Source organism: Pleurocapsa sp. PCC 7327, assembly GCF_000317025.1.
Lineage (GTDB): Bacteria > Cyanobacteriota > Cyanobacteriia > Cyanobacteriales > Microcystaceae > Hydrococcus.
Window position 1 is genome coordinate 1,492,488 of sequence record NC_019689.1, and the last position, 24,365, is coordinate 1,516,852.

At 43.4% G+C, this 24,365-nt stretch carries 17 protein-coding genes and 1 pseudogene; 6 read left to right on the forward strand and 12 right to left on the reverse strand.

Going from position 1 to position 24,365, the window contains the following annotated elements; genetic code table 11:
- Window positions 1–556 precede the first annotated feature (556 nt).
- The 3 genes from PLE7327_RS06690 to recQ form a co-directional block, all read right to left on the reverse strand.
- On the reverse strand, window positions 557–1,048 hold the full coding sequence (locus PLE7327_RS06690) for a hydrogenase maturation protease (protein ID WP_015143097.1): 492 nt from the start codon (window positions 1,046–1,048) through the stop codon (window positions 557–559).
- A gap of 82 nt (window positions 1,049–1,130) precedes the next feature.
- Window positions 1,131–2,273: a Ycf66 family protein gene (locus PLE7327_RS22590; protein ID WP_015143098.1), complete on the reverse strand. Its 1,143-nt coding sequence runs from the start codon at window positions 2,271–2,273 to the stop codon at window positions 1,131–1,133.
- 249 nt (window positions 2,274–2,522) lie between these two features.
- On the reverse strand, window positions 2,523–4,649 hold the full coding sequence (recQ, locus tag PLE7327_RS06700; RefSeq protein ID WP_015143099.1) for a DNA helicase RecQ: 2,127 nt from the start codon (window positions 4,647–4,649) through the stop codon (window positions 2,523–2,525).
- 451 nt (window positions 4,650–5,100) lie between these two features.
- On the opposite strand from recQ, the gene nblS reads away from it, so the two are divergent.
- Window positions 5,101–7,002: a two-component system sensor histidine kinase NblS gene (nblS, locus tag PLE7327_RS06705; protein WP_186005389.1), complete on the forward strand. Its 1,902-nt coding sequence runs from the start codon at window positions 5,101–5,103 to the stop codon at window positions 7,000–7,002.
- Window positions 7,003–7,037: 35 nt separating this feature from the next.
- Here nblS and PLE7327_RS06710 read toward each other — a convergent pair whose 3' ends face one another.
- The 4 genes from PLE7327_RS06710 to PLE7327_RS06725 all read right to left on the reverse strand — a co-directional run bounded on the left by PLE7327_RS06710 (window position 7,038) and on the right by PLE7327_RS06725 (window position 13,234).
- Window positions 7,038–9,587 carry a hybrid sensor histidine kinase/response regulator gene (locus tag PLE7327_RS06710; protein WP_015143101.1) on the reverse strand — a complete coding sequence of 850 codons (2,550 nt, stop codon included), beginning with the start codon at window positions 9,585–9,587 and terminating at the stop codon, window positions 7,038–7,040.
- Between the two features lie 396 nt (window positions 9,588–9,983).
- The gene (locus tag PLE7327_RS06715; protein WP_015143102.1) at window positions 9,984–10,868 is read right to left on the reverse strand and encodes a geranylgeranylglycerol-phosphate geranylgeranyltransferase; all 885 of its coding nucleotides are present in this window, start codon (window positions 10,866–10,868) and stop codon (window positions 9,984–9,986) included.
- Between the two features lie 291 nt (window positions 10,869–11,159).
- Window positions 11,160–12,371 (reverse strand): glycosyltransferase, encoded by a 1,212-nt coding sequence (locus PLE7327_RS06720; RefSeq protein WP_015143103.1) that lies wholly within the window; start codon window positions 12,369–12,371, stop codon window positions 11,160–11,162.
- Window positions 12,372–12,475: 104 nt separating this feature from the next.
- Entirely contained in the window at window positions 12,476–13,234 is a 759-nt protein-coding gene (locus PLE7327_RS06725) for an aspartyl/asparaginyl beta-hydroxylase domain-containing protein (protein WP_015143104.1), read from the reverse strand.
- A 374-nt stretch (window positions 13,235–13,608) separates the two neighbouring features.
- Between PLE7327_RS06725 and PLE7327_RS06730 the strand changes: the two genes are divergently transcribed.
- The 3 genes and pseudogenes from PLE7327_RS06730 to PLE7327_RS26235 all read left to right on the forward strand — a co-directional run bounded on the left by PLE7327_RS06730 (window position 13,609) and on the right by PLE7327_RS26235 (window position 16,148).
- On the forward strand, window positions 13,609–14,598 hold the full coding sequence (locus tag PLE7327_RS06730) for a lysylphosphatidylglycerol synthase transmembrane domain-containing protein (RefSeq protein WP_015143105.1): 990 nt from the start codon (window positions 13,609–13,611) through the stop codon (window positions 14,596–14,598).
- A 166-nt stretch (window positions 14,599–14,764) separates the two neighbouring features.
- A protein-coding gene (locus PLE7327_RS06740; protein ID WP_076611691.1) for an ISKra4-like element ISPle1 family transposase occupies window positions 14,765–15,830 on the forward strand; the annotation gives its coding sequence in 2 pieces (ribosomal slippage) (window positions 14,765–14,922 and window positions 14,921–15,830; 1,068 coding nt in all).
- 60 nt (window positions 15,831–15,890) lie between these two features.
- Window positions 15,891–16,148 (forward strand): annotated as a pseudogene (locus PLE7327_RS26235) (type II toxin-antitoxin system ParD family antitoxin).
- Window positions 16,149–16,279: 131 nt separating this feature from the next.
- Here the strand turns inward: PLE7327_RS26235 and PLE7327_RS06750 are convergent.
- Together PLE7327_RS06750 and PLE7327_RS06755 are read right to left on the reverse strand one after the other, a co-directional pair.
- Complete coding sequence (locus PLE7327_RS06750) at window positions 16,280–17,248, reverse strand: type II restriction endonuclease (RefSeq protein WP_015143106.1); 969 nt, start codon at window positions 17,246–17,248, stop codon at window positions 16,280–16,282.
- A gap of 9 nt (window positions 17,249–17,257) precedes the next feature.
- Window positions 17,258–18,691 (reverse strand): hypothetical protein, encoded by a 1,434-nt coding sequence (locus tag PLE7327_RS06755; RefSeq protein WP_015143107.1) that lies wholly within the window; start codon window positions 18,689–18,691, stop codon window positions 17,258–17,260.
- 510 nt (window positions 18,692–19,201) lie between these two features.
- Between PLE7327_RS06755 and PLE7327_RS06765 the strand changes: the two genes are divergently transcribed.
- Window positions 19,202–20,638 (forward strand): bifunctional orotidine-5'-phosphate decarboxylase/orotate phosphoribosyltransferase, encoded by a 1,437-nt coding sequence (locus PLE7327_RS06765; RefSeq protein ID WP_015143108.1) that lies wholly within the window; start codon window positions 19,202–19,204, stop codon window positions 20,636–20,638.
- Window positions 20,639–20,718: 80 nt separating this feature from the next.
- Here PLE7327_RS06765 and pyrG read toward each other — a convergent pair whose 3' ends face one another.
- Window positions 20,719–22,374 (reverse strand): glutamine hydrolyzing CTP synthase, encoded by a 1,656-nt coding sequence (gene pyrG, locus PLE7327_RS06770; RefSeq protein ID WP_015143109.1) that lies wholly within the window; start codon window positions 22,372–22,374, stop codon window positions 20,719–20,721.
- Window positions 22,375–22,520: 146 nt separating this feature from the next.
- Between pyrG and PLE7327_RS06775 the strand changes: the two genes are divergently transcribed.
- Window positions 22,521–22,925, forward strand: a complete 405-nt coding sequence (locus tag PLE7327_RS06775) for a gamma-glutamylcyclotransferase (protein WP_015143110.1) — start codon at window positions 22,521–22,523, stop codon at window positions 22,923–22,925.
- Window positions 22,926–23,010: 85 nt separating this feature from the next.
- Here the strand turns inward: PLE7327_RS06775 and PLE7327_RS06780 are convergent, their stop codons facing one another.
- Both PLE7327_RS06780 and PLE7327_RS06785 read right to left on the reverse strand, forming a co-directional pair.
- Window positions 23,011–23,538 (reverse strand): anti-sigma factor, encoded by a 528-nt coding sequence (locus tag PLE7327_RS06780; protein WP_015143111.1) that lies wholly within the window; start codon window positions 23,536–23,538, stop codon window positions 23,011–23,013.
- Between the two features lie 114 nt (window positions 23,539–23,652).
- A complete protein-coding gene (locus PLE7327_RS06785; protein WP_015143112.1) occupies window positions 23,653–24,306 on the reverse strand; it encodes a sigma-70 family RNA polymerase sigma factor in 654 nt (217 codons plus the stop codon).
- Window positions 24,307–24,365 lie beyond the last annotated feature (59 nt).

Consider the following 24,365-nt stretch of genomic DNA (forward strand, 5'->3'; position numbering starts at 1 on the left):
GAATTTGGCTTCTTTTTTTTCTTTTGTTAGACATTTTTTCTAATGAATTAGGGTGAACATAACGTTGAAGCTAATTTGGCTAGGGAACTATTAGTGATTAATTATCTTCTTTTTCTATGCTATAAGCAATAGCCTTAAAGATGTATAAGATTTTTGTCAAGAATATACTAGCTTGTGTAAAGATTCTGTGAATTCTTTCTGGTTTTTATCTTAAGGTTAACTATTACTTGAAAGAATCATTGATATTAATTAAGTCAAACTTAAAACTCACAATAAATAAAGTGTTTTATAACACAAACGATTGTTAACTTACTGTAATTCTTTAAAAAATCTTTTTAGGAAAAAAGTTAACAAGATCGTTTACTAAGTAAATATACTCAGCAATCTATGAGGCAATCGAAGTTAGCTAGAAAGTAAGACCGCTAATTATCTAATTTGTCTATTCAAAAAAGCATAAAATAAGCTAATTAGAAAATCAATAAAGAGAAAATTGCTGTTTTTCTCTTATTTTAAGATATGCAATTTAAATTAAGTTATTTACATGGCAGCAAAATTCCTATGAAGCTATCGTAAATCGATGAGTTTCAAGGAGACAATCGAGCTGTTCTAAGGCTCGCTCCATACCTTTTTGGGCAGTTGGCGAAAAGCTCTCTCCCAGTTCAAAATTCGTTCCCGGTACGGCGATTAACCAAGCTGGCGGACAATGACCGAAGACAGTTCGGGCAAGCAACAGCACCCCGCGCGGATCGCTACTGTGGCTGCTTGGGGTGCCAGAGTCAAGCGGTTCTACCGAGCAAACTTTTACATCTTGTACATCTTGCATCTGTGAAGCCAGATAGGCATCGACAAAAATAACAAGTTCTGTCTCGGCAATATCAGCGGCAAGTTCGGGGGTTAATTGATGCCTCCAAAGCGATCGCACTCCGACTCGATTCTGCCGGGCAACAACTTTAGCGATTTCCTGTCCGACGCCATCATCGCTGCGCAAGTCATTTCCATAGCCAACGATTAGTACCTTAGATTGAGTATTGGCGAGATTGTTATTCATAATCTTTATCAGAATCTGAATTTATCCCCTAACACTCTTATACTTCAGAGGGCTTCGATCGATTTCCGGATTGATTGTATATTTATTGTTTATTTTCTTCTGGCGAACTTGGAGAGGGAGAGCTAGAGGAATTAGGGGTTCCCAGTACGTTTTCCTCATCAACCGATTTCGAGGTCTCAGAGGTGGAATGTTCTCGTTCTGACTCCGGTAACATTTCCTCGCGGTTCGCCCCAGCATCAACGATTTCCACTGTGGGTTCCGAGGAAATCTCTGTTAATTTTACTTTCTCGCTCGTTTTCGTTTGGGGACTTTCGGCTTCGGCTCGATGAGCTTCAATATGCGTTTCTTCGTCTCTATCGCGGGATCCTACTTCAATTTCTGCTTGGTTAGATGTCTCTGTTTCTGGCTCGGATGTAGCGATCGCGTCTGTAGATTCGACGACAGCCGCAGGTTCTAGAGTTTGGGGAATGCTTGCGTCCTCATCGGTTTTATTGCTGCTTTCTGTTTCGGCTTCCGACGAATCTAGGGCTGCCGTAATACTTTCTGGTTTGGCGGAAGGGATTTTGGGTTCGGGCTTTTGCTTGCCAAAACCGAATAGCTTTTTAAAAGAAAAGCTTTCTTTGCTTTGCGTTGCTGGTTTATCTTCAGGAGTCGTCGCGGCTTGAGTAATTTCCTCTTGTGCCGTCTCGCCTTCTGGGGGGATGGAAATTGCTTCCTCAACGACTGTTTCGCTAGTTGGTTCGGGTATGGGAGGTTCAGAAGGCTCTGAGGTGACGACTTCTGCTTGGGGTGGCGCTGGTTCCTCAGCTTCTACTTCTGGAGGAGTTTCAACAACTTCTAATGGTGTTTTAGCAGCTGGAGGGGCAACAGTTATAGGCGGGGGCGAAGGTTGTTTTTTCTTAAAGGCGCTGCTCACACGGTTTTGCAACCACGCTAATAAAGAAAAGCTTTCTATCTCGGCGATCGCTTCTGGATTAGCGATCGCCCATCTCAATTTTAGAGTTTGCCAGCCGAAGGTCAGGATGAGAGCCGTACCTGCCACTTGACCTAACAACAAGCCTCCTCGAAGTTGTTGGGCACCAAGCCAGAGGACTAGGGTATAGAATAAGCCAATACCGCTCCAGAGAAAGTCATCTTGGCGATGAAGCTTGGGGCGAAAGAAAGCGGTTAGGAAAAGGGCTAGGCTGCCAAGTCCGACGACGATCGCTAGGATGTATGCCAGCATGATGGGGTTGCTCCTTCGGTGTTCCTCCTATCCCATTGTGATGCAAGTTGTCCCTTATCGACAAAAGATTCTTTATCTCTACAGAAGCAATTTTGTCTTACTAGATATCTGCTGAGTTTCACAACCCAAGAGACTCGCGATCGCGAGAGCAATAACTTTAACTATAATACCGGATTCAAAAACAGCATGGTAAACTCCACCTGCTTTCCCTTTCTCTAGCGCCAGTTAAGTTAAGTATAGTAGCGATCGCTATTTTTCACTTCGCCACCAAGCGCGTACCAGTTTAATTTCTTCATAGCCGAAGCTTTCTCCTAAAACTTCTTTCAAACTTTTTAGAGAATCGGCTCCTTTTGTTTGTATGGCTTGGATAATTAATTCTTGCTTGGCTGGAACCACGAAATCATTAATATCTATCGGCTGATTCGTTTCTATCAGTTCGCACAAGTGAGTATAAATAGTCGAGATGGTAAAACCTCGTCTCTGGGCGATTTCTTCTACAGACAAGCCCTGCTGATAAAGTTGTAGAGTCATTTTTTGACTATTTGAAGGCAGAGAAACGGGTAGTTTTTGTTCCTGATAAAAGGCACGAATTTCAGAAACAAACTGCTCTCCATACCGTTCGAGTTTGTGAGCGCCAACACCAGAAATTTTAGCAAATTCTTGTAAAGTTTTTGGTTGCATTTGCGCCATTAATTTGAGGCTATAATCGGAAAAAATAACGTAAGGGGGAAGAGAATGAAGATCGGCTATTTGTTTGCGCAATTGCTTTAATCTTTCCAAAAGAATTTCAACTTCTGCTGCTCTGGGATTATAACTTTCTAAAACTTTAGAATTGGAAGGTGCAGTAACAGCTATTTGCACCGAGCGCATCTTTCGTAGGATTTCCCAACTTCGTTTATTTAATTTCAAAACGGGATAGCCGTCGGTCGTTTCATCGACTAATCCTTGATGAATTAAAGATCGTCCTAACATTTTCCATTCTTCCACCGTTTTACCTTTGCCAATACCATAGGTAGATAAAAGGTGATGTCCGTATTCTTCAATTTTTCTTTTGCTCGATCCTCGCAATACATCAATAATATGCATCATGCCGAATCTTTCTTGAGTGCGTGCCACGCAAGAAAGAAATTTTTGCGCTTCAATCGTCCAATCTTCTATAGGTTTCGGATTTCGACAATTATCGCAGCTAGCACAATTTCCCGGAAATCTTTCGCCAAAATAGCGTAAAATAATTGTGCGGCGACATTCAGTTCCTTCTGCATAATTAATGACTTGACGTAATTGTTGGCGAGCAATTCTTTGCTCTTGAGGATCGCTTTTTTGGTCGATAATATATTCAATTCGTTTGAAATCGCCTAGACTCAAAAATAGCGTGCAATTAGCGGGTTCTCCATCTCTTCCTGCTCGTCCCGATTCTTGATAATAACTCTCTAGATTGCGGGGTAAATCGTAGTGAATGACAAAGCGAACGTCGGGTTTATCGATTCCCATGCCAAAGGCAATAGTTGCGACGATAACTTTTACGTCATCTCGGATAAATCGAGTTTGATTTAAGGTTCTCGCTTCATCGGTTATTCCGGCATGGTAGGGAACGGTTGATATGCCATCTTTTTGCAAGCGAAACGCAATTTCATCGACGTTGCGACGACTGAGACAATAGACGATTCCCGACCCTTGTTGCGTGCGAATAAGTTTTAATAATTGATTATAGCTACGGCGTTCTTTGGGTTGGACTTCGTAATAAATATTGGGACGATTAAAACTAGCCAGATGAATTCCGGGCTGCCGCAGTCCTAATTGTTGAATAATATCTTCTTGTACTCGTTTGGTTGCGGTTGCGGTCAAGGCAAACATCGGAACGTGAGGATATCTTTGGCGCAGTTGAATCAATTGTCGATACTCTGGGCGAAAATCGTGTCCCCATTCCGAAACGCAATGGGCTTCATCGATCGCAAAAGCAGTAATACTAATTTTTGTGGCTGCCAAGTCGAGAAAGTTACGAAATCTTTCGCTCAATAGTCTTTCCGGTGCAACGTAGAGTAATTTAATCTTACCGTCGAGAATGGCAGTTTCTCGCGATCGCACTTCTGGAAACGTAAGACTGCTATTGAGAAACGTTGCCCCAATGCCGTTGTCCTGTAAGGCATCTACCCGATCTTGCATCAGCGCAATCAGAGGCGACACGACTACGGTGAGTCCGGGTTTCAGTAAGGCAGGCAATTGAAAACAAAGCGATTTTCCACCACCTGTGGGCATAATGACCAGCAAATCGCGATTTTGTAGCGCTTCTTCAACGATTTTTCGCTGCCCCGGACGAAAATGTTCGTAACCGAAAAAATGCTTCAAGGCGGCTTCTAGGGAAGGAAACTGTGACATGAAAGAGGTTTGAGGCGCTGACAACGAAATTATTGTAAAACTCTAAATGAGTGAATTGGCAACGGCGATCGCCCAGAAATACCAAAAACATCTGTATGAGGTGGCACAGTTAGCTTCACACAAATCCAATTGAGCAGTAAGGATGAAGTTCCTAATATGGACGCAGAGTGCTATTGTGACAACCTCATAACGAGTCATTAGCGTCGGTAACAAAAAAACTGTTAACAGACAAAGCCAACGCAGTTCTGGTTACCTAAAAGCGAGAGAACATCGGAACTGTTAAAGCAAGGGAAGTAAAGAAGGCGATATAATAAATGGGGAAAATTATATCTACATAGAGATTTCTTCTTTTCCTTAGAATAGAATAGAATTGAACTTGTTGGATCTCCTCAAAACAATTCGAGAAATTATTGCCCGTTGGTGGTCGGAGTTTACGCTTCAAACCAAGTTAATGGCGGCTGCAACATTAGTTGTATCCTTGCTCATGAGCGGTCTGACTTTTTGGGCAGTCAATACCATTCAGCAAGATGCCCGCCTAAACGATACCCGCTTCGGTCGAGATTTGGGACTCCTGCTAGCTGCTAATGTTGTTCCTTCGATCGCTGAAGACAATTTGACAGAAGTAGCACGCTTCTCCAGTCGTTTTTATCAGAGTACTTCCAGCGTGCGCTACATGATTTACGCCGACCGGGAAGGCAAGATTTTTTTTGGCATTCCCTACTCGGAAGCTGAAGTAAAAAACTCGCTGACTATCGAACGTCGCATACAGCTACCAGAAGATTACGCTGACAGTACCGAACTGCCAATGGTGCGCCAGCATATTACGCCAGATGGAGAAGTGACTGACGTATTCGTCCCCCTCAGACACGAAGGGAAATATCTAGGCGTGCTGGCGATCGGCATAAATCCCAATCCGACAGTTGTTGCTTCCTCTAACATAACCAGAGATGTTACAATCGCCGTTTTTATTTCCATTTGGGCAATGGTTATCTTAGGGGCTGTTTTTAACGCCCTCGCCATTACCAAACCCATTAAAGAGTTATTGGTAGGCGTGAAAAATATCGCAGCTGGAAACTTTAAACAGAGAATCGATCTGCCCTTTGGCGGCGAACTGGGCGAGTTAATTTTCAGCTTCAACGAGATGGCAGAACGGCTAGAACGCTATGAAGAGCAAAATATCGAAGAACTCACGGCGGAGAAAGCCAAGTTAGAAACGCTAGTGTCCACCATTGCCGATGGCGCGATTTTGCTCGATCCCAACTTGCAATTACTATTAGTCAATCCCACAGCAAGGCGAATGTTGGGTTGGGAAGGGCGAGACGCGATCGGGGCTAACGTTCTCGACCTTTTTCCCTCAGAGTTGAAGGAACAACTGAGCGAACCACTCCACCAACTCGCTTCCGGTCACGTCCTTAAATCGGAAAATGCCGAGTTAGCAAATGACCTGCCGCCAGCCGAAAATTTCGATCGCCTGTCTCTAGGTGATAGCAGCACCTCTCCAGAAGAATTTCGCTTGACTATAGCGCAACCTACTCGACGGACTGTTCGCATCTTCTTAACGCAAGTTCTCGATCGCCATAGCGAGGCGATTAAAGGAATTGCCATGACATTACAGGATGTAACTCGCGAGGCGCAATTAAATGAAGCCAAAAGTCAATTCATCAGCAATGTCTCTCACGAATTGAGAACGCCTCTGTTTAATATCAAATCATTTATTGAAACCCTTTGCGAATTTGGAAACGATTTAACGGAAAACGAACGTCGAGAGTTTTTAGAAACAGCTAATCACGAAACCGATCGCCTGACTCGATTGGTCAATGACGTACTCGATTTATCTCGTCTAGAATCTTCAAAAACCTATCATCTCGATGCTGTCGATATCGCTCAAATCATCGAACAAACGCTGCGAACCTATCAACTCAATGCCAAGGATAAAGGACTAGAAATCATCCAAGAGGTCGAGCCAAATTTACCACCTGTTTTGGGTCATTACGATTTATTACTGCAAGTAATAACCAACTTAGTTGGCAATTCTCTCAAGTTTACGGAAGCGGGGGGCAAGATTAGCATTCGTGCCTACAAGTTCGATCGCGCAGATCGCAAGTCTCAAGTCAGAGTAGAAGTATCGGATACAGGGATTGGGATCGACCCCGAAGATCGAGAAGCGATTTTTGAACGTTTCTTCCGCGTTGAAAATCGGGTTCATACCCTAGAGGGAACGGGACTTGGACTGTCAATCGTTAAAAATATTATCGAGAAGCACCATAGCAAAGTGCATTTAATTAGCGAGGTGGGAGTAGGAACGACTTTCTGGTTCGATTTATGCATCTATCAAGAACCCGAACAAGCATAGTTTTGAGCTAAATCGGGATGACTGGAGACTGGATATTAGTATTCGCCTTCATAAATCCATTCCAAGTGCAAGTATTCTTTCAGTAAAGAGAGCAACTGCTGTTGGTCTATAGGTTTTGACAAGAAAGCATTACAGCCAGCACGCAAACAAGTTTCCTCCATCATTTCGATTAGACTGGCTGAAATCGCGATAATTGGCACGTCTTTAATTTCAGGAATTTCTCGAATTTCTCTCGTCATCGTCAAGCCAGTCTTAACGCTCATCATGATATCGGTCAAGATGAGATTGGGTTTAAGTTGACGGGCAATGGTCAATCCTTGCTCGCCATTTTTTGCCATCATTACCTCAAACCCCAAGGGTTTGAGCAAACTGAGCAGAAGCGAACGATTTTCTTGTCGGTCGCCTACCACAAGAATTCTGCGCGGTTTTCCTTGATAACCTTTAATCCGTCCCTTCGGTTGGGTTTCCAAAGCTATCTCGACGACGGGTAAGGCGAGATCGAACCAAAAAGTCGAACCTTGCTGTAGTTGGCTTGATACTTGTAGTTGGCTGCCCATCAATTCCAACAGTTGTTTGCTAATTGCTAAGCCCAAACCCGTACCGCCTCTCTTGCGATCGCGATCGCCAACTTGTTCAAAGGGTTGAAAAATTGTCTCTAAATGCGATGGGCTAATTCCCACTCCCGTATCGACGACTTCAAAGCGAATTTGTTTATGAGGGATGAAATTCGATCTATAGTTCGTGCCGATTTCGCTAACTTTGAGGAGTATTTGTCCTTTGTCGGTAAACTTGACGGCATTGCCGAGCAAATTAATTAATACCTGTCTGAGTCGCTTTTCATCGGCTCTTACGCCAGTGGGGATGTCGCCCGTCATCTGGCACTGAAACAGCAGTTTCTTTTCTTGCGCCCGCATCTCAAAGATGCCACAGATTTCTTCTAAAAAACTAGGAAGATGAAAATCAGTAGGTTCGAGTTCGAGCTTGCTAGCTTCTGCCTTAGAAAAATCTAGAATGTCGCTAATTAGCGTTAATAAATAGGTTCCGCTGCGCTGAATAATTTTGGCTCTTTTGGCTTGTTGGGGAGATAGAGCGCGATCGTTCATCAAGATATTGGCATAACCAATGACGCTATTGAGAGGAGTGCGCAGTTCGTGGCTTATATTTGCCAAAAACTCACCTTTGGCGCGATTAGCTACTTCTGCGGCTTGTTTGGCGGTAGCGCTTTCTGAAGCTGCTTTCATCGCTGCTTGCACGGCTTTTTTGAATTGAGCGGTTCTCTGTTCGACGCGGGTTTCTAGTTCTGCGTTGGTCTTTTGAAGCGCGACAAAAGAGTCTCGAAGTTGCTTAGCCATTTGGTTGAAAGAGCGAGCCAGAATTCTCAGTTCGCTTACCCCTTCGACCTTAACTTGTCGATCTAGTTGACCGCTCGCAATGGCTTGGGATGCTTGGCTCAATCGCAGAAGCGGTCGGCTAATCCAACGAGACGTATAGATCCCCAAGACAGTTGCTATTGCTAGAGCACCCAAGCATAACAAAATCGTAGTTCGAGTATTAGCATTAATTTGTGCCATGAAATCCGATTCTGGCACCGCGATCGCTACTAACCAGTCTAGACCTAACTCATCTCGCCAAGGGGTGACTCGGACAAACTGGCGTTTGCCATCGAGCATAAACTCAAGCTGTTGACTATTTTGAATTTCATTAAAGCTGCCGAAATGTTTTCTTAAATAGTCGGCTGTGGCTCGAATTAAAGGATCTTTACTTTCTAGAACATTCAGTCTTTGTGCCTTACCGTTCACCATTTTGTAAGGTTTTTCAGGACTCGAACTGGCTAACACTAGCCCGTTGCGCTCTAAGATAAAGATTTTGGCTGACGGAGTGACTGCTAAATTGCGCAAGAAATCGCCAATCCCTGTAAGCCGGAAATCAACGCTCAAGACCCCTTTTAGTTTTTTAGCGTAGTCGTAAATCGGATAGCTAACCGAGATCGACAAAATATCTGGAACGTCACTCCAGGGAAAAACTTGACTCCATATCGGTTTGCCTGCCCGAACCGTGTCCGTATACCAAGATTCTGTTAAAGGTTTGTAATCAGAGGTAAAGACTACTTCGGTGCGATTTCCTTGACTATCGGTTGCGTAGGTATAGTTTTTCCATTTGGTATCGGCGGAAACTTCATCGATGGTAACACCCTTACCTTCCATCCAGCGTCCCGCGCCTGTATATTCGCCCGTCGTCAGTACGTAACTGATGTAACCCACATCTTCAAATGCTTGCATTTGTTTCCAAAAGTAATGCCCGGTTTTTTTGATGTCTCCTAGATTGAGCAGACCCAACCTTACGGCATCCACATTGATTTGATTGATTGCTCGCGGGGTTTTTAAATAACTATCGAGGTGCTGGTCGATCCGCGAGCTAATTTCTCTCTGTAGCTGACTAGCAAGGTCATTGACAGCCTTTTGTCCGTTTTGTAGGGATAGATATCCTGTCAATCCTACAGCGGCGAAGATTTGTAAAACAAAGGGCACTAGAAGCAAAAGACGTAACGGGATTTTTTCAAGACTTTTGGCAATCTGCTTGCTCATTGCGGGCAATGTTCAAAATGGCGGAAAAACTTGGAGAAGTAAAAAATTAAATAGATGTTTTTTTCAGTTATCTAATATCCTTCCAATTGTTCTTTGTTTTTAAGCAAATTTAATTTGCAAATAGCAAAGATGGGTTAATAGTTTTGGAAGAGATCGTAGAATTCTTAGAGTTTATCAATTATATTCTCACGATCGCGGACTTCGATTGAGTTAAAGATTACAAAAAATGACTTTTTTGCTTATCTAGTTGCAGTGTTGCGATCGCTTTTGCTTGCAAGCTTATAAGATCGTTGCCTTAAATTTGCGAACGTCGAAGAAACTCCGCCGTTCCACGACGGAGCTTTCTTCAACTTGTCAATTTTTATTGTTTAAGATAACGGGAAAAGTTTTTGTACTTTAAAACGGTGGAGCGGCACCTAACAGCCCTAGCACTCCCAACAGCATACCAATGCGCTCCCAGAAGACAAATCTTTCGTAAGTTCGCTCGCTAGGTTGCTGTTGATAGGGAAACAATGTGGTTCCAAAGATCAGCAGCATAACTGAGGAGAATGCTGCAAATAATAGAGGATGCGCCATCGGTAGACCGATGAGAGCGACCGGAATTGATGCACTCAACACGCCAATCAAACCCCAAGCGATTGAGAAAGCCGTTTGCTCTCCCCACCGATTGGCAACTGTAATAATCCCATAATCGCGATCGCCTTTTGCATCGTGTACGTCCCAAATAAGTTCCCTAGCCAAGGCATAGCAGAAGAGAAACCCTAATGGGTAAGACATCGCGAACGGCTTTCCAGCTACCAAACTGCCCAGCAAAATTAGAAAGGCAATGATGGTTGCAACGAGTACATTGCCAAGAATACCGCTGTAGGTCAGCAAATGAGAGTAATTCCAAAGTAAAATGATACTGACAGCGACCAGGATAAAGGAATAAAGCCCCAAAGGAATAGCAGCTATCAGAGCGCAAGTAAATAGAACAACAGCAGCCCACCATGCTTGCTCGATTGAAAGGCGACCGGATGGAAGCGGTCTGTTAGGATGATTGATTCGATCTTTATTTAGATCCCAATAGTCGTTAATCGCGCAGGCGGCAGCAGTCATACAGAATAAAACACCTGCCGTTAGTAGGTATAGCTGGAGTGGAAGCGCTGAATTTAGGGCATAAGTCGTGGCACAGCCTGCTAGGGCAGCAACGACACTGACTGGGAGCCGGAAAAGTTCGGCAAACGCACAAAATTGACTTGTCCCGCTAATAGAATCGGAAGACGAAGGAGTATTCAGCATAATTTACCTTCTCAAATAACTATGAGGCAGAAGCCTTAGAGCGGGATTTTGAGGGAAATTTCACGCTTGCAGTTCTAGTCGCTACGGTTACGGTTGATGCTAAGTAGGCACAATATTATTATGAGTGAAGCTATCTAAAATCTCGCTCGCTGGACGAGTGGTGAGTGCATCGACCACGAATGAGAATTTAACGACTGAATCGAACGATAGCCGCTAGCCTTTTAAAAAGGCTATCTCGCGTTTCGCGTAGAAGCAACTCAACCTATATTCATTGTAGCGATCCTAGATAAACTATTGATTAGATTCTATATTTCTGATTCCCATTTCTCGCAATCCTTGGCGGAGTCTTGCTGCTTCTTGAGGATTTTGAGATTCGTGAAGGGAAATTGCTTTTTTAAAAGCTTCCATACTTTCCGAGAAATTACCAACTTTTAGAAGAGCGATCCCTAAATTTTGATAGGCAAAGGCATAATTTGGATTGAGTTTAATCGCGCTTTGATATGCTGCGATCGCTTCTGGAAACTGCCCCATTGCTTTGAGAGTCGTGCCGAGATTATAATAACCCAATGCAAAGTTAGGATCGATTTTAACAACAATTTCGTAGGCTTTTTGGGCGTTTTGTAAATCTCCGACTTCTTTCAATAAACTGCCAAAATTATTGTAAGCACCTATTTTTAGTATTGGTAAAATCGGCTGCTCTATTGCTTTTTGATAATGCTTGGCTGCTTGCTTTAGTTGTTTTTTTTGGCGGGCGTAAGCATTGCCGAGATGATAATGTAATTCAAATAAAATATGTGCGTCTGCTTGGTTTGATTTTAATCCTTGTTTGAGTAATTTAATGCCTTCTTTTTCTTTTCCAATTTGTAAATAAAGTCCGCCTAATTTATTACAAATATAGGGATCGTTGGGATAGACGGCAAAAAATTCTTCCATTAACTTTCTAGCTCGATTATATTTATCCAAAGACGCGATCGCCTCTGGCGTATAACCATAATGAACGATCGCAACTGAGGTTAAATCGATAACTTTCCAGTGAGGTTCTTTTTTGAGTAATTGAGCAACGCTATCGTCAACGATTGAATGATAGGGACGAGTAAATTTAACTTCTGGATGATTGCGAAATAGGCGCGAAACCAAAGAATAAGGAGATTGAGCGGCACCGACTTCTTGACGAATTAAATTAATAACGATAGCATCTCGATCTTCCATCGCTTGTCGCATTTGAGGCACGATTTTAGAAGAGAGTACTTCATCTGCATCTAATACTAAAACCCATTCTCCCCGAACATGTTTTAGGGCTTCATTTCGCGCTGCAGAGAAGTTATTTTGCCAGTTATAATGCAAAACTTTTGCACCAAATTCTTTGGCAATTTCTACCGTTTTATCAGTAGACCCCGTATCCATGACTATTATCTCATCAACGACATTTTTGATGCTTTCTAAGCATTTCGGCAAAGAAGCTTCTTCGTTGTTGACAATGGCGCAGAAGCTAAGTTTAGTCATGGTTATTGCTCGGTTTTTCTTGGGGATTACTCATTCACTATCTTGTTAAATTTTGCGAGCGGGATAATCTATTAGATAGATCTCCCGATCGCATCGCCAGTTAACTATAGATCTTTAACTACGTTAGCTGCAAATAACTCTTCTAAGCGGCTATCCCATTTCTTTTGATTTTTGGTTGCATCTTGGATATAGGGCGATATAGCAATCAATTTCAAGAAAAGATCGTTAAAAAACGATAAAGGAAAGCGCATCGGTCTGACAATATCTATGAATAAAACGACGCGAACGTCATCGGTTTCGTTCCAAGCTTCATGTTGAAAAGAATCATCGAATAACATACATTCTCCCTCTTCCCAGTGGCGAATTTCGTCGCCAACACGAAGGCGGCATTTTTCTTTAGGTTCGGGAATTTTTAGACCGAGGAGACAGCGAATCAAACCTTTATAAGGACCTCGATGTTCCGGGATATGTTTTCCCGGTAATAAAATAGAAAAGAAGGCAGTTTTCATGCCAGGAATTTGTTCGAGAATACGGGTAGTTTCCGGACAGCGAGCGCAATTTTTTTCAGCTTTAAAACCGTATCCATAAAGGAAATAAGTTTTCCAGAGATTATCTTTACTCGTTCTGTAGGCTTGGTCTGGAGAAATATCTTGGAAATTTGGTAATTGCTCGCTATACTTTAAGATTTCATCGAGTTCTTGGCGAATAATTTTCCAGTTAGCTTCCAATAGCGGCACCCAATCAAAGTGTTCTCTCTTAAAGAAAGGCGTATCGCCAATTAGAGAGTAGCGAGGAATAAGCTTTTCAAGCTGCCAAAGTATCTTTACGCCAATCCCATAGATGACAAGATTACGCCATGTCATCTTAAGGTTTTCTAAAGAGAATTTCTTGCTCGATTGAATTTGATTTGAGTTTAAATCACTCCTCATGTCCGTGAAAATCCCCACTAAATCTCAGTAATTGTACGGTATTTGAGTCAATCAAAATCTATCTTATCTAATAAATAATAAAATGTGCGATCGACAAACTGACCACATCTAGCGTTTAGGAGACGATCGAGATGTTAAGATAATAGCCTAATCCCAAGTGCTTCTGTCTCTGAGAAACCTGTTTAAGGAATAATGCGTCTATCAAGAAAATAGAGAGAAAAATCCTTAAAGTGGGAATACTAAACATAGCGGAGATACCTCGTTCTGCTCTCACAACCTGCTGTGTTACCTATTTAAATGAATTTTAAATGAAAAACAAACTTACTCTTATTGTTGTTACTTTTCTGGTCATTGGAATTAGCGTAATTTTTATTTCTAAAACGATGCACCTCGAGCAAGGTGCTTATTTTAATGCGATCGCGAAGTTTCAATTGACTTACTGCTTAGCTGCCTTTGCTGCCGCACTTTTCCAAACGATTTTTCAGATTAATCGTCTGTGGGTTCTGTTCCCAAAAGAAGCTAGATTGAAGTGGACGCATACTGCCCGCGCGTTTACCTACGGACAGTTTCTCAATACCTTCGGACCAAATGGTGCGGGAGACGTTTTGAAAGTCGTTCTGACCAGAAAACATGAAGATAAAAAAGGTCGCCAAGTCGAAGCCTCGGAATCGAGCGCGATCGTGTTTGTGGTAGACAAACTGGCAGATGTAGGTTCGATTATTTTACTGGCTCTTATAGCCTTGTCGCAAGCCCCGATCGCGCTTCCCGAAATTAAGTGGAACGAACATGTTAGATTAGTTTTATTGGGCGCGATAATTTTATCGATCGTTTTCTATACCCTCTTTTTTGGATTTCGCAAGCGATCGGGCGCGATCGCGCAATGGATTGAGGGGTTCAAAGTAGGACTGCAAGCCTTGCGAGAACCCAAGCGGTTTTCTAGTGCGCTTCTGATGGGCGCTGGCAATTCTCTAAGCAAAGTCATTGCCTTGCATATTCTGTGCGTTGCTCTGGGATTTTCTTTGTCCTATCCCGAACTGGTATTTTCCATCCTTATCCTAAATTTGGGAATTTCAGTACCCATCTCGCCGGGAAATTTGGGGGTATACGAAGCCTCGCTTGCCTTTGCCCTAAGCAAATTTGGAGCGCCAATGGCTGAGAGTTTAGCAATCGCCACCGTTCACCACGCTTGCCAAATGATAGAAATTGCGGTTTTGGCATTATTATTCTGGCTGCACGAAAGATGGCAAGATTGGCAAAGAGAATCTAAAGTCCAACCAGTGACCCAGATAAGTAAATAAGCATCTTTGAAAGGCGCGATCGCGTAGCGAGAGTCTCGGTTAATTTGGCAGAAAATGACATAATTTGCCATACTAGAGGAAATAAGTTGAGGGGAGCATCCAGTTTTGGAAGATTTACCATTTATGGGAAAATGTAAAGGGAAATAATCCTGTGCGATCGCTGACAATGAACCAAGAGAAACAAGAACGGATCAAAGCCTGCTTACAAGAATTGTCAACACTGCTGTATGAAGAAGCAGACAAAAGTAAGCTGACAGACCTTGAAGGCATAGAAAAAACAGTTCGCAGTCAAGTATTAGAACTAGTCAGCCCAGAAATAGCCCTTTTTTATCGAACAAAAAACTGGAACAAAAGTAGGTAAAACTAGGAAAATAAAAAGCCTAGTAGGGGAACTGAAATTAAAAGCCAAACAGCTTATTAGACTAGGTTTAAAGCCAAGAACTCGCCTAAGTCCATTACTTCAAAAGTGCTGTTTGAGGTTATCAGCTAACGAATCATACCAAAAAGCAGAAATCGAGATTGAGGCATTGACAGGAGTAAAAGTTGGTCATTCAACACAACAACAACTAGTGCTGTCACAAGATTTTCAACTACCACTTGCTAAACAATCAGTTTCAGAAGTCAGCGTAGATGGAGGAAAAGTCCGACTCAGGGGTAAACCGAAAGCAGGCTGCCACTGGCGAGACTATAAAACCGTTCGTCTGCAAGGGATTTACTATGGTGCATTTTTTGATGACAACCAATCATTAATTGATTATGTCAATAGCCAACAGTTGTTAGACCCTCTTGTTTGCTTGGGAGATGGACATGATGGTGTCTGGAATCTGGTGAGAGAATTTGGACAAGACCAGTTTTCTCGCTGTGAAATTTTGGATTGGTATCACCTGAAGGAAAATCTTTATAAAGTTGGTGGTTCTTTAAAGCGACTCAAAGCTGCGGAAACTCTGTTGTGGCAAGGTCAGGTAGAAGCGGCCAAGACCCTATTTAATCATTGCCGAGGTAAACAAGCTAAAAATTTCATCGCTTATCTGGAAAAACATCTCCCTCGCATTGTCAATTACAGCTATTATCAGGCTGAACAATTATGTTCTATCGGTTCAGGGGCAGTTGAATCTGCAATTAAACAAATTGGTTTAAGGATCAAAATTTCTGGCGCACAGTGGAATGTTGAAAGTGTCAATCACATCCTCTCTGTTCGTTGTGCTTATCTTAATGGTTTACTTGCTGTCTGATTGGGTGTTTCTTCCAAAAGTGGATGCTCCCAAGTTGAGGAAGTAACGCTTGTAAAAAGCATGAACATTTCCCTACCTGATTCCATGTAAGCTTATGTTGAACAACAGGTAGCCAATGGCGGTTACAGCAGCGTCAGCGAGTATTTTCGGGAATTGGTGCGTCTCGACCAAAAGCGTAAAGTGAATGAACCTCTCGAAGCGATGCTTTTGGAAGGTTTGAACTCTGGCGTAGCAACTCAGATGAGCGATCGAGATTGGGAAGACATCCGTCAAGCAGTAAGGGAGAAAGTTGCTAAGCGAACCAAGAGTAATGGCTAAGGCAACTAAACGACCGCAAGTCATTCGCGATCTGATTGAACGGCGAAGTTGTGCGGCGGCAGATCACCTTAAACTCTCACCGACAACCTCTGTTCCGTCCGCACCAACGCATTGTTAGGTGGCTGTTACTTCTACAAACTGCACAGCCAACGAGAAATAGATGCAACTTGGTTCTCCTCATTTAGGTTTGCAGCATTACTGAGCATCCCACTTTGTAGTTGCTCCCAAATTTCGCCAGCCATCCTTCTCTCGATCGCTGCCCCTACAAAAAAGGTAAGTGGTGAATGACCAGCATCTGCAAAGGCTTGTCGTATACGGTTCAGCGCCGCTTGTGCCGTTTTCCAATGCTCGTCAGCACCGGCTGGATCAATTCCGCCCTTCAACTCTCCCAAGGCAATTGTGTAAGGCTCAACTTCAACAGGTTCTATCTTGCTGGATTTATTCGCGGGCAGTGCTTCTGGCGCAAGATTGAACAAACAGAGATCTACATTACTTTTAACCAACGGAATATTTAGGTTATAGATAAGTGTACGCCTGCCAAGATCACTCTCCCAACTGAGTCCGCGTAAAGATAACTCAATTTCTGCATCGTCATTTGTCATCGCTATCCACTTTTTTGTCTTTGAATGCTGCCAATGGTAACTTTGACCTGCAATGGTCAGGGTTGAAAGAATAGCACGAGTCAGTTTCCTTTGGGCGAGCGCTCCACCGACATTACGCATTGAACCACCGAGCGTATCGCCACGAGTCAATAGAAATCTAAAGACTAATTCCTCTACAAAATTTGCACCTGCTGGTTCAAGAAAGTTCTTAATTAGACCGTTAATCGCATCAATTTTATCCTCTGCGGTCAAATGAGCAAGAGATTTGTCCGATAATCCTGCCGCAGTCAACAGTCCCATCTCGATACCCTGAACGTTTAGCAAATCAGCAGGATTTCTAACTTGATTTGCTGCTGCTTGAAGTGCCCTTGCCTCTGCAACATAAGGGGTAGCCCGTCGATTCTTCTCAAGTGCAAGTGCCACAAAGCCCGCACGAGTCGCTTCATAGGTTGTTACAAGATCATCACTAGACTGAAGATGGTTAAGATAAGCAGTCATAGGATCAGGTTACTGTTTTCTCCATACATAAACACATTTTCTCAAGGGATCACGCCCATGATTTCCCATTTGCTGACTACTGTTACCCTTATCACCAGGCAAAACGAGAATATTTTCAACGATAAAACCTAGTTTCTCTGCAAAGTCAGAGAGGATCATATCCACTGAAATACTTACGCCGGAGTAACGCACATTGTCATTGACCATAAATAACAGTGCCCCAGGTTTGAGTACGCGAGAACATTCTTGTATGACACAAGCCATTTCATAAAAGTAACCTCTCACCATCCTGGGTATTCCGTTATTATTTAATACACCCTGGAGTTTCTGATTATCTAAATAGTCTAGGATGGCTTGCAATAAAGGTTGTGAATTCGCAGTCTCTAAAGCCAAGTTCCAATTTGGATTGATAGCCAATAGATCTTTCGAGCGATTTTCAACTGTGCAACTTAACATCTCCTGTCGGAGATCGATTAGTCCCTTTTCAGAAACATCTAACAATGCAAGCTCTAAGGCATAAGTACGAGTGTAGTCATATCGATTGCAATAGGGTGGAGACGTGATAACAGCGTCATAAATTGCATCAGGTAAAGTCGGCAGCAATTTTAGGCAAGATCCTTTAAGAAGTTTGATTTCACCTTGTGGTCTCCTAACTGAAAAAAGTTCTACCTGATGTGTAGGGGGTTCCAGATCATCAATAATTTCTTGGATTTTATTGGTAATAGCATAATCAAAATTTAGGATTTCACCTTTATTGAAAGGCTTTTTCCCCTGTCCACGACCGGAGCGATAATCCCAACGAAGATATTGTCCATCTTTGCGAGTGTAGCTTATAGACTCTAAAACACATAGTAGAGCAAAGAGCAAAACCTCTCGAACTCTTTCGCTCTCCTGATAACAAGCTCCGAGGTACTGCTCAATTGCTCTTTTATTTTCTGTAGAATAAGCTCCTTTTGTAATCCTAAATTCTGGTAAACAGAACTCTTTATCAGCCTGTTTCCATATTTGCGAACTCAACCAAGTTTTAAGACGTACAAGATCATCGAATGTAAATCCTGTATCAAGGGCTTTCTTCGTCTCAATAATTTGTTGACCAATTGGTAACAATTCAATGCCATCAGCATTAAGTCCCAAATCACTAGCGGCAAACAAAGCCGTTCCGCTACCTGCGAAGGGATCTAGAATCTTGCCCTGATTAAACCCGTATCTTTGAAATAAAAACTCAACAAGAGAAGCGGAGAAGGCTTCTTTGTACTTGTACCATCGATATATAGGTCTTGTTTTGTTAGCTTGAAAACTTACTAAAAGCCTAGTAAGTGCAGGCTGAACTAAAAACTTAGATTGGAAATGGTGCTGCAATTGCTGGTCAAGGTTGTCAATTTCCCTAAGAGCAATATTTTGCACTTCAGGAGCAATATCGGAGATGCTTGACAGACTTGCCACAAGTATTAGTCCCCATGAAACACAGATCTGCCCATTATACCAGTGCCTCTAGGAGTCTGCCGAATCGAGGTTACATCGAATGACCTCTCAAGATTGCTCTAACAGATATGTGAAAGCCACCTAACTAGCTACCTACATTGGAGAAGATAATCTAGATGCTTGCGATCGCTTTTTAATAGCTGCCGAAGAAACCTTCAAGCAACTAGCATAAATGCCTGGAATAGGGAAACCTTGTCAATTTTCTAATTCTATTCTCGCGGGTATCCGGCAACAGGCTGTAAAAGACTATAGAAAATATCTTGTTTTTTATCGATCTACTGACTCAGGAGTGGAAGTTTTCAGGGTTATTTATGGCGCACGTGACATCGAAGCAATCTTAGAAGAAGATTTGAGAAGCGATCGCCTCGATTGACTTTCAAGTCTAATTTTTTATAATCAGTTGACACGCCAGGGATAATATCGTCAGATAAGTATTCTTTCTAAACCCTGCTGCCTAAGACAGACAAAAAAATGAGCTTTTGTGAAAAACTCGATCGCGCGATCGCCCGCAATCAAAGTTTACTCGTTGCTGCCCTCGATCCCAATCCCGAAATAATGTCTCCAAACTATCGCGCTGATGGCGACCTGGATAAGATGTGGCATTGGTTGCAATCGATTATTGCCGAAACCTCCCATCTTGTCTGCGCCTACAAACCGACTCTCGGCTTTTATGAAGCATTGGGCATAGAGGGATTTCAATTACTCTCTCAAGTCTTGGCAGCGATTCCTACAGATATTCCCGTCATCCTGGATGCCAAACACGGCGATCTCAATACCAGTACGGTGCTTGCTCGCACCATTTTTGACGGGTGGCAAGTCGATGCCGTTACCCTCAATCCCTATGCGGGACAAGACCACGTTGCGCCTTTTCTAGTCTACTCCGATAAAGGCGTTTTTATTCTCTGCCATACTGCCAATCCCGGTGCAGTTGCCCTGCAAGATTATCCCACCCCGGATTCGCCTTTTTATTTACAAGTCGTCAGGGAAGCCAAAACTTGGGGATCGCCAGAACAGTTATTTTTGGAAGTAGGAACCGCAGAAGCAGAAGTACTGACCAAAATTCGCTCTCTTGCACCTGAGAGAATTATTTTAGTGCGAAGTATTTGGGGAGAGGGCGATCGCCTCAAACAGCTTTTAACGGTTGGACTAAATAACAATGGCGCAGGATTGCTGATTCCCGTCCCGCAAGGTTTGTTTTTAGAAGACAATTTAGCAGAAAAGATTCGGGCTATTAGAGAAGAAATTAACCAAGTCAAAAGTCAAATTACACCAGCAAATTCTAGTTGCGATCTTTGGGTACCCGATGTTTGTTTATTAAATCAACATCCCCATCAAGATTTAATTTTGCAACTCTATGATATCGATTGTCTTCTCTTTGGCGAATACGTTCAAGCTTCTGGAGCAACTTTTTCTTACTATATCGACTTGCGCCGAATTATTTCTAATCCCCAAATCTTTCATCAAGTACTCAATGCTTATGCTGAAATTCTACAAAACTTAACCTTCGATCGCCTTGCTGGCATTCCCTACGGTTCTCTGCCAACCGCCACCGGACTATCTTTAAGCCTTCATCGCCCCATGATTTATCCGCGCAAAGAAGTTAAAGCACACGGAACTCGTCGTTTAATCGAAGGAAATTTTCATCCTGGAGAAAAAGTAGTCATTATAGACGACATTCTCATCACCGGCAAAAGTGCCATGGAAGGCGCAGAAAAACTGAAGTCAGTAGGATTAGAGGTCGAAGATATTGTCGTCTTTATCGACCATGAACGAGGGGTTAAAGATAGACTCAAAGAAAATGGCTACCGGGCACATTCTGTGTTAACCATTTCTGAAATTACAGAAACTCTCTACGAAGCAGGACGCCTTAATGAAGAACAATATCGTAGTTTGAACCAAAAACATTAAAAGGCGCGGAAGAAAATGTACAGACTTCCCGCGCAGATTAGCAAACTTCTTGTCTATTAGCCCATTTCTGAAATTGGAAACTATACAGCTTCAGGAGTCATAAAATGAATTTCTGACTCGGAAGACTCAATACTAACAAAACGATGTTCCAAAGCTGCTTTAACAAATCCCAAGAATAAGGGATGAGCGGTATTAGGACGAGAACGAAATTCTGGATGAAATTGAGTCGCGAGGAAAAAGGGATGTCCTGGAAGTTCGATAATTTCTACCAAACGACCATTGGGAGACGTTCCGCTAATAACGTAGCCAGTGTCTAAAAATAGACTGCGATAGGCGTTGTTGAATTCATAGCGATGGCGATGGCGTTCGTAGACGACTTCTTTTTGATACAGAGAAAAGGCAAGCGTATCTGAGGCGAGACGACAGGGATATAACCCCAAACGCATCGTACCGCCCAAATCTACCACATCCTGTTGTTCTGGGAGCAGGTTAATTACAGGGTTGGGCGTATCGGGATCGAATTCAGCACTATTGGCATTTTCCAAATGAGCGACATTACGCGCCCATTCAATGACGGAACACTGCATTCCCAAACACAGACCGAGGAAAGGAATTTTGTGCTGGCGTGCATACGCGATCGCTTTGACTTTGCCATCGACTCCGCGAACGCCAAAACCGCCAGGAACGAGGATACCGCTAACGCCATCGAGATGAGATTCGCCTCCGTCTTCTTCGAGATCTTCAGCATTGACCCAACGGAGTTTGACTTCGCTATCGAGTGCGATCGCGCCGTGACTTAGGGCTTCTACAACCGACAGATAAGCATCGCTCAACTGAATATATTTTCCGACAATTGCTATCTCGATTTGTTTCTTGGGAGATTGCATCCTTTCTACCAAGCTTTGCCATTGACTGAGATCGGGTTGGCGCGGGTCTAAGTTCAGCAATTCTAGCGTTTGTTGTGCCAGTCCCTCCTTTTCTAAGATTAAAGGAACTTCGTAGATGCTGCTAGCATCTTGGGCAGTGATAACCGACTCCACCGGAACGTCGCAGAATTCCGACAGTTTTTCTTTCATGCCAGGATGTAGGGGGCGATCGCAGCGACAGACCAAGACATCTGGCTGAATGCCGATCGAGCGCAATTCCTTAACCGAGTGCTGCGTTGGCTTTGTTTTCATTTCTTTGGCGGCAGGAATCCAAGGAACGAGCGTAACGTGCATGTAAACCACGTTATTGCGTCCCACATCCTTGCGGAACTGACGAATCGCTTCTAGAAAGGGTAAAGATTCAATATCGCCGACCGTTCCGCCAACTTCGGTAATTACGATGTCGGGATTGGTATCTTTGGCAACGCGACGGATACGTTCTTTGATTTCGTTGGTAATATGAGGAATGACCTGAACCGTTCCTCCCATATAAGCGCCGCGACGTTCTTTGTTAATGACTGCCTGATAAATCAATCCCGTAGTTACGCTATTGAGACGGGAGGTAGGTGTATCGGTAAAGCGTTCGTAGTGTCCCAGATCCAAGTCCGTTTCCGCCCCATCTTCGGTGACGAATACCTCTCCGTGTTGGAAAGGACTCATCGTGCCCGGATCGACGTTAATATAAGGATCGAGTTTGAGGATAGAGACGGAATAATCTCGCGATTTGAATAACCTTCCCAAACTAGCAGCAACAATTCCCTTCCCTATACTGGAGACAACGCCGCCAGTAATAAAGACAAACTTACTCATAAAATTTCTTAGGACTCAATACTATAGAAATCCTAAATCATTTGTGGACGTAGTGCGAGCGTCCCGCGGGCAAGATCCCCGCACTACAATTTTTATGAAATTGCTACAATCGATCGTCGATGGTTAGGTTAGTATCGGACAAGTAATTGAGACTAAAAGTTTTTGTCTACGGAACGCTAAAACCGGGGGAATGCAATTATCAGTCTTACTGCGCCGATAAGGTGGTAGAGGCAAAAAAGGCCTATACTTGGGGCGAACTCTATCACCTTCCGCTCGGCTATCCAGCTTTGACCCAAGGAAATCGTAAGGCGATCGGATTCTTGCTTACCTTTGCTGATGAAGGGGTTTTAGAAAGGCTAGATGAATTGGAAGATTATCATCCGCAGCGATCGCCCCAAGAGAACGAATACGAACGCCACAAACTCCTCGTCTATGACCTCTCTGGAGAGCCTCTCGGAGAAGCTTGGGGCTACTTGATGGCGCTAGAAAAGGTACGACAATTGGGAGGCGTTCTCGTTCCTTCTGGATGGTGGACTACAATCGGTTATTAATTTTGGATTTTGGATGGGTTAGTAGATAGTAGTTAGTAGTTCATTGTCTCCCAACTCCCCTCACGCTCCCCACACTCCTCTGCCTTCATTTTTTATTTAACTTGTTAAGTTGTTCGGAGGGAAGGAGAGCTGCGGAGGGAATTTCGACAATGGGATGGTTTAGCGCGATCGTCAACTGTTCGGAATCTAACTCAAGCGGAGCTTGAGGCGCATCCGCAACTCGATGAATGGGAGAATCGTGTCCGAATAGGAGATTGATGGCACCGACAATCACAGCTACGATCGCAGCTCCTCCGATAAAGATCAGTCGCTTGCCCCGCTGCTGGCGATCGACGCGCTGAAATACTTGTTCTGACAGATCTAAGGCAGATGGAGCAGCTGGCTGTATGGGAATGCTATCAATTCCCTGGTGCAATCTCAGCAATTGAGTATACAGTTTTTGGATTTGCGGATCGGTGTCGAGCCACTTTTGAACTTGCTTGCGTTCGGCGGCGGTCACTTCCCCATCTAGATACGCACTCAACAACTCGAAGCGAGCATATCGTTCGTCTGCTGCGGACGATTCGCAAGCTAGTTGCACATCGTTTTCACGCTCTTCAAAACTAGATTCCATACGAACCTCTATTGAGCGAAAATCAAATCGTTTATCGCGGAGACCAGCCTGTAGAATTAATAGGGCAAGCCCACTCCTCACAAAAATTTAGGCGTTTTTTGAATCGAGCTATTTTTATTCTAGATAGTTTTGTAAGACAGATTGCAGTTTGGCTCTGGCTCTGGCAATTCTTGATTTTACCGTTCCCAGGGATACGCCTGTCAGTTCGGCAATTTCTTCGTAAGCCATGCCTTCTATTTCTCGAAGTACAATCGTAGTCCGAAAAGCTTCTGGTAAATCCGCGATCGCCACTCTGAGTCGCTCGTAAAATTCTCGCGTTGCCAGGTTATCGTCAGGGCTAGGATACTCGGAGACAATATCCCAGTCAACTTCCCCATCGTCCATGCGGCGCGGGGCATCTAAAGATAGAGGATTGTTGACCCGCTTGCGCTTGCGCAACTCGTCGTAGAACAAATTGGTGGCAATGCGGCTCAGCCAGCCCCGAAACTTCATCGGTTCGTTCAAACGTTTGATATTGCGATAGACGCGAATCCAAACTTCTTGTGCCAAATCCGCTCGATCTTGCCAGTCGGGGGCGAGATGATATAAGAGCTTTTCTACATGAGACTGATATCGACGCAGCAGTTCGGCAAAAGCCCCACGTTCGGGCTGGAATCCTTCCTGACAGCGCAAAATCAGATCGTAATTAGAAAGTTTGTCAGGAGACACGTCAGTTGGAGATAGTTTTCTCTCAACGTTAGACCAAGATGCAGAGATCGCTTGATTCATGAATGTCCTCAAAGCAACATTACTCCTCGTTCGTCTTTAGATCGATTGGCATAACGAAA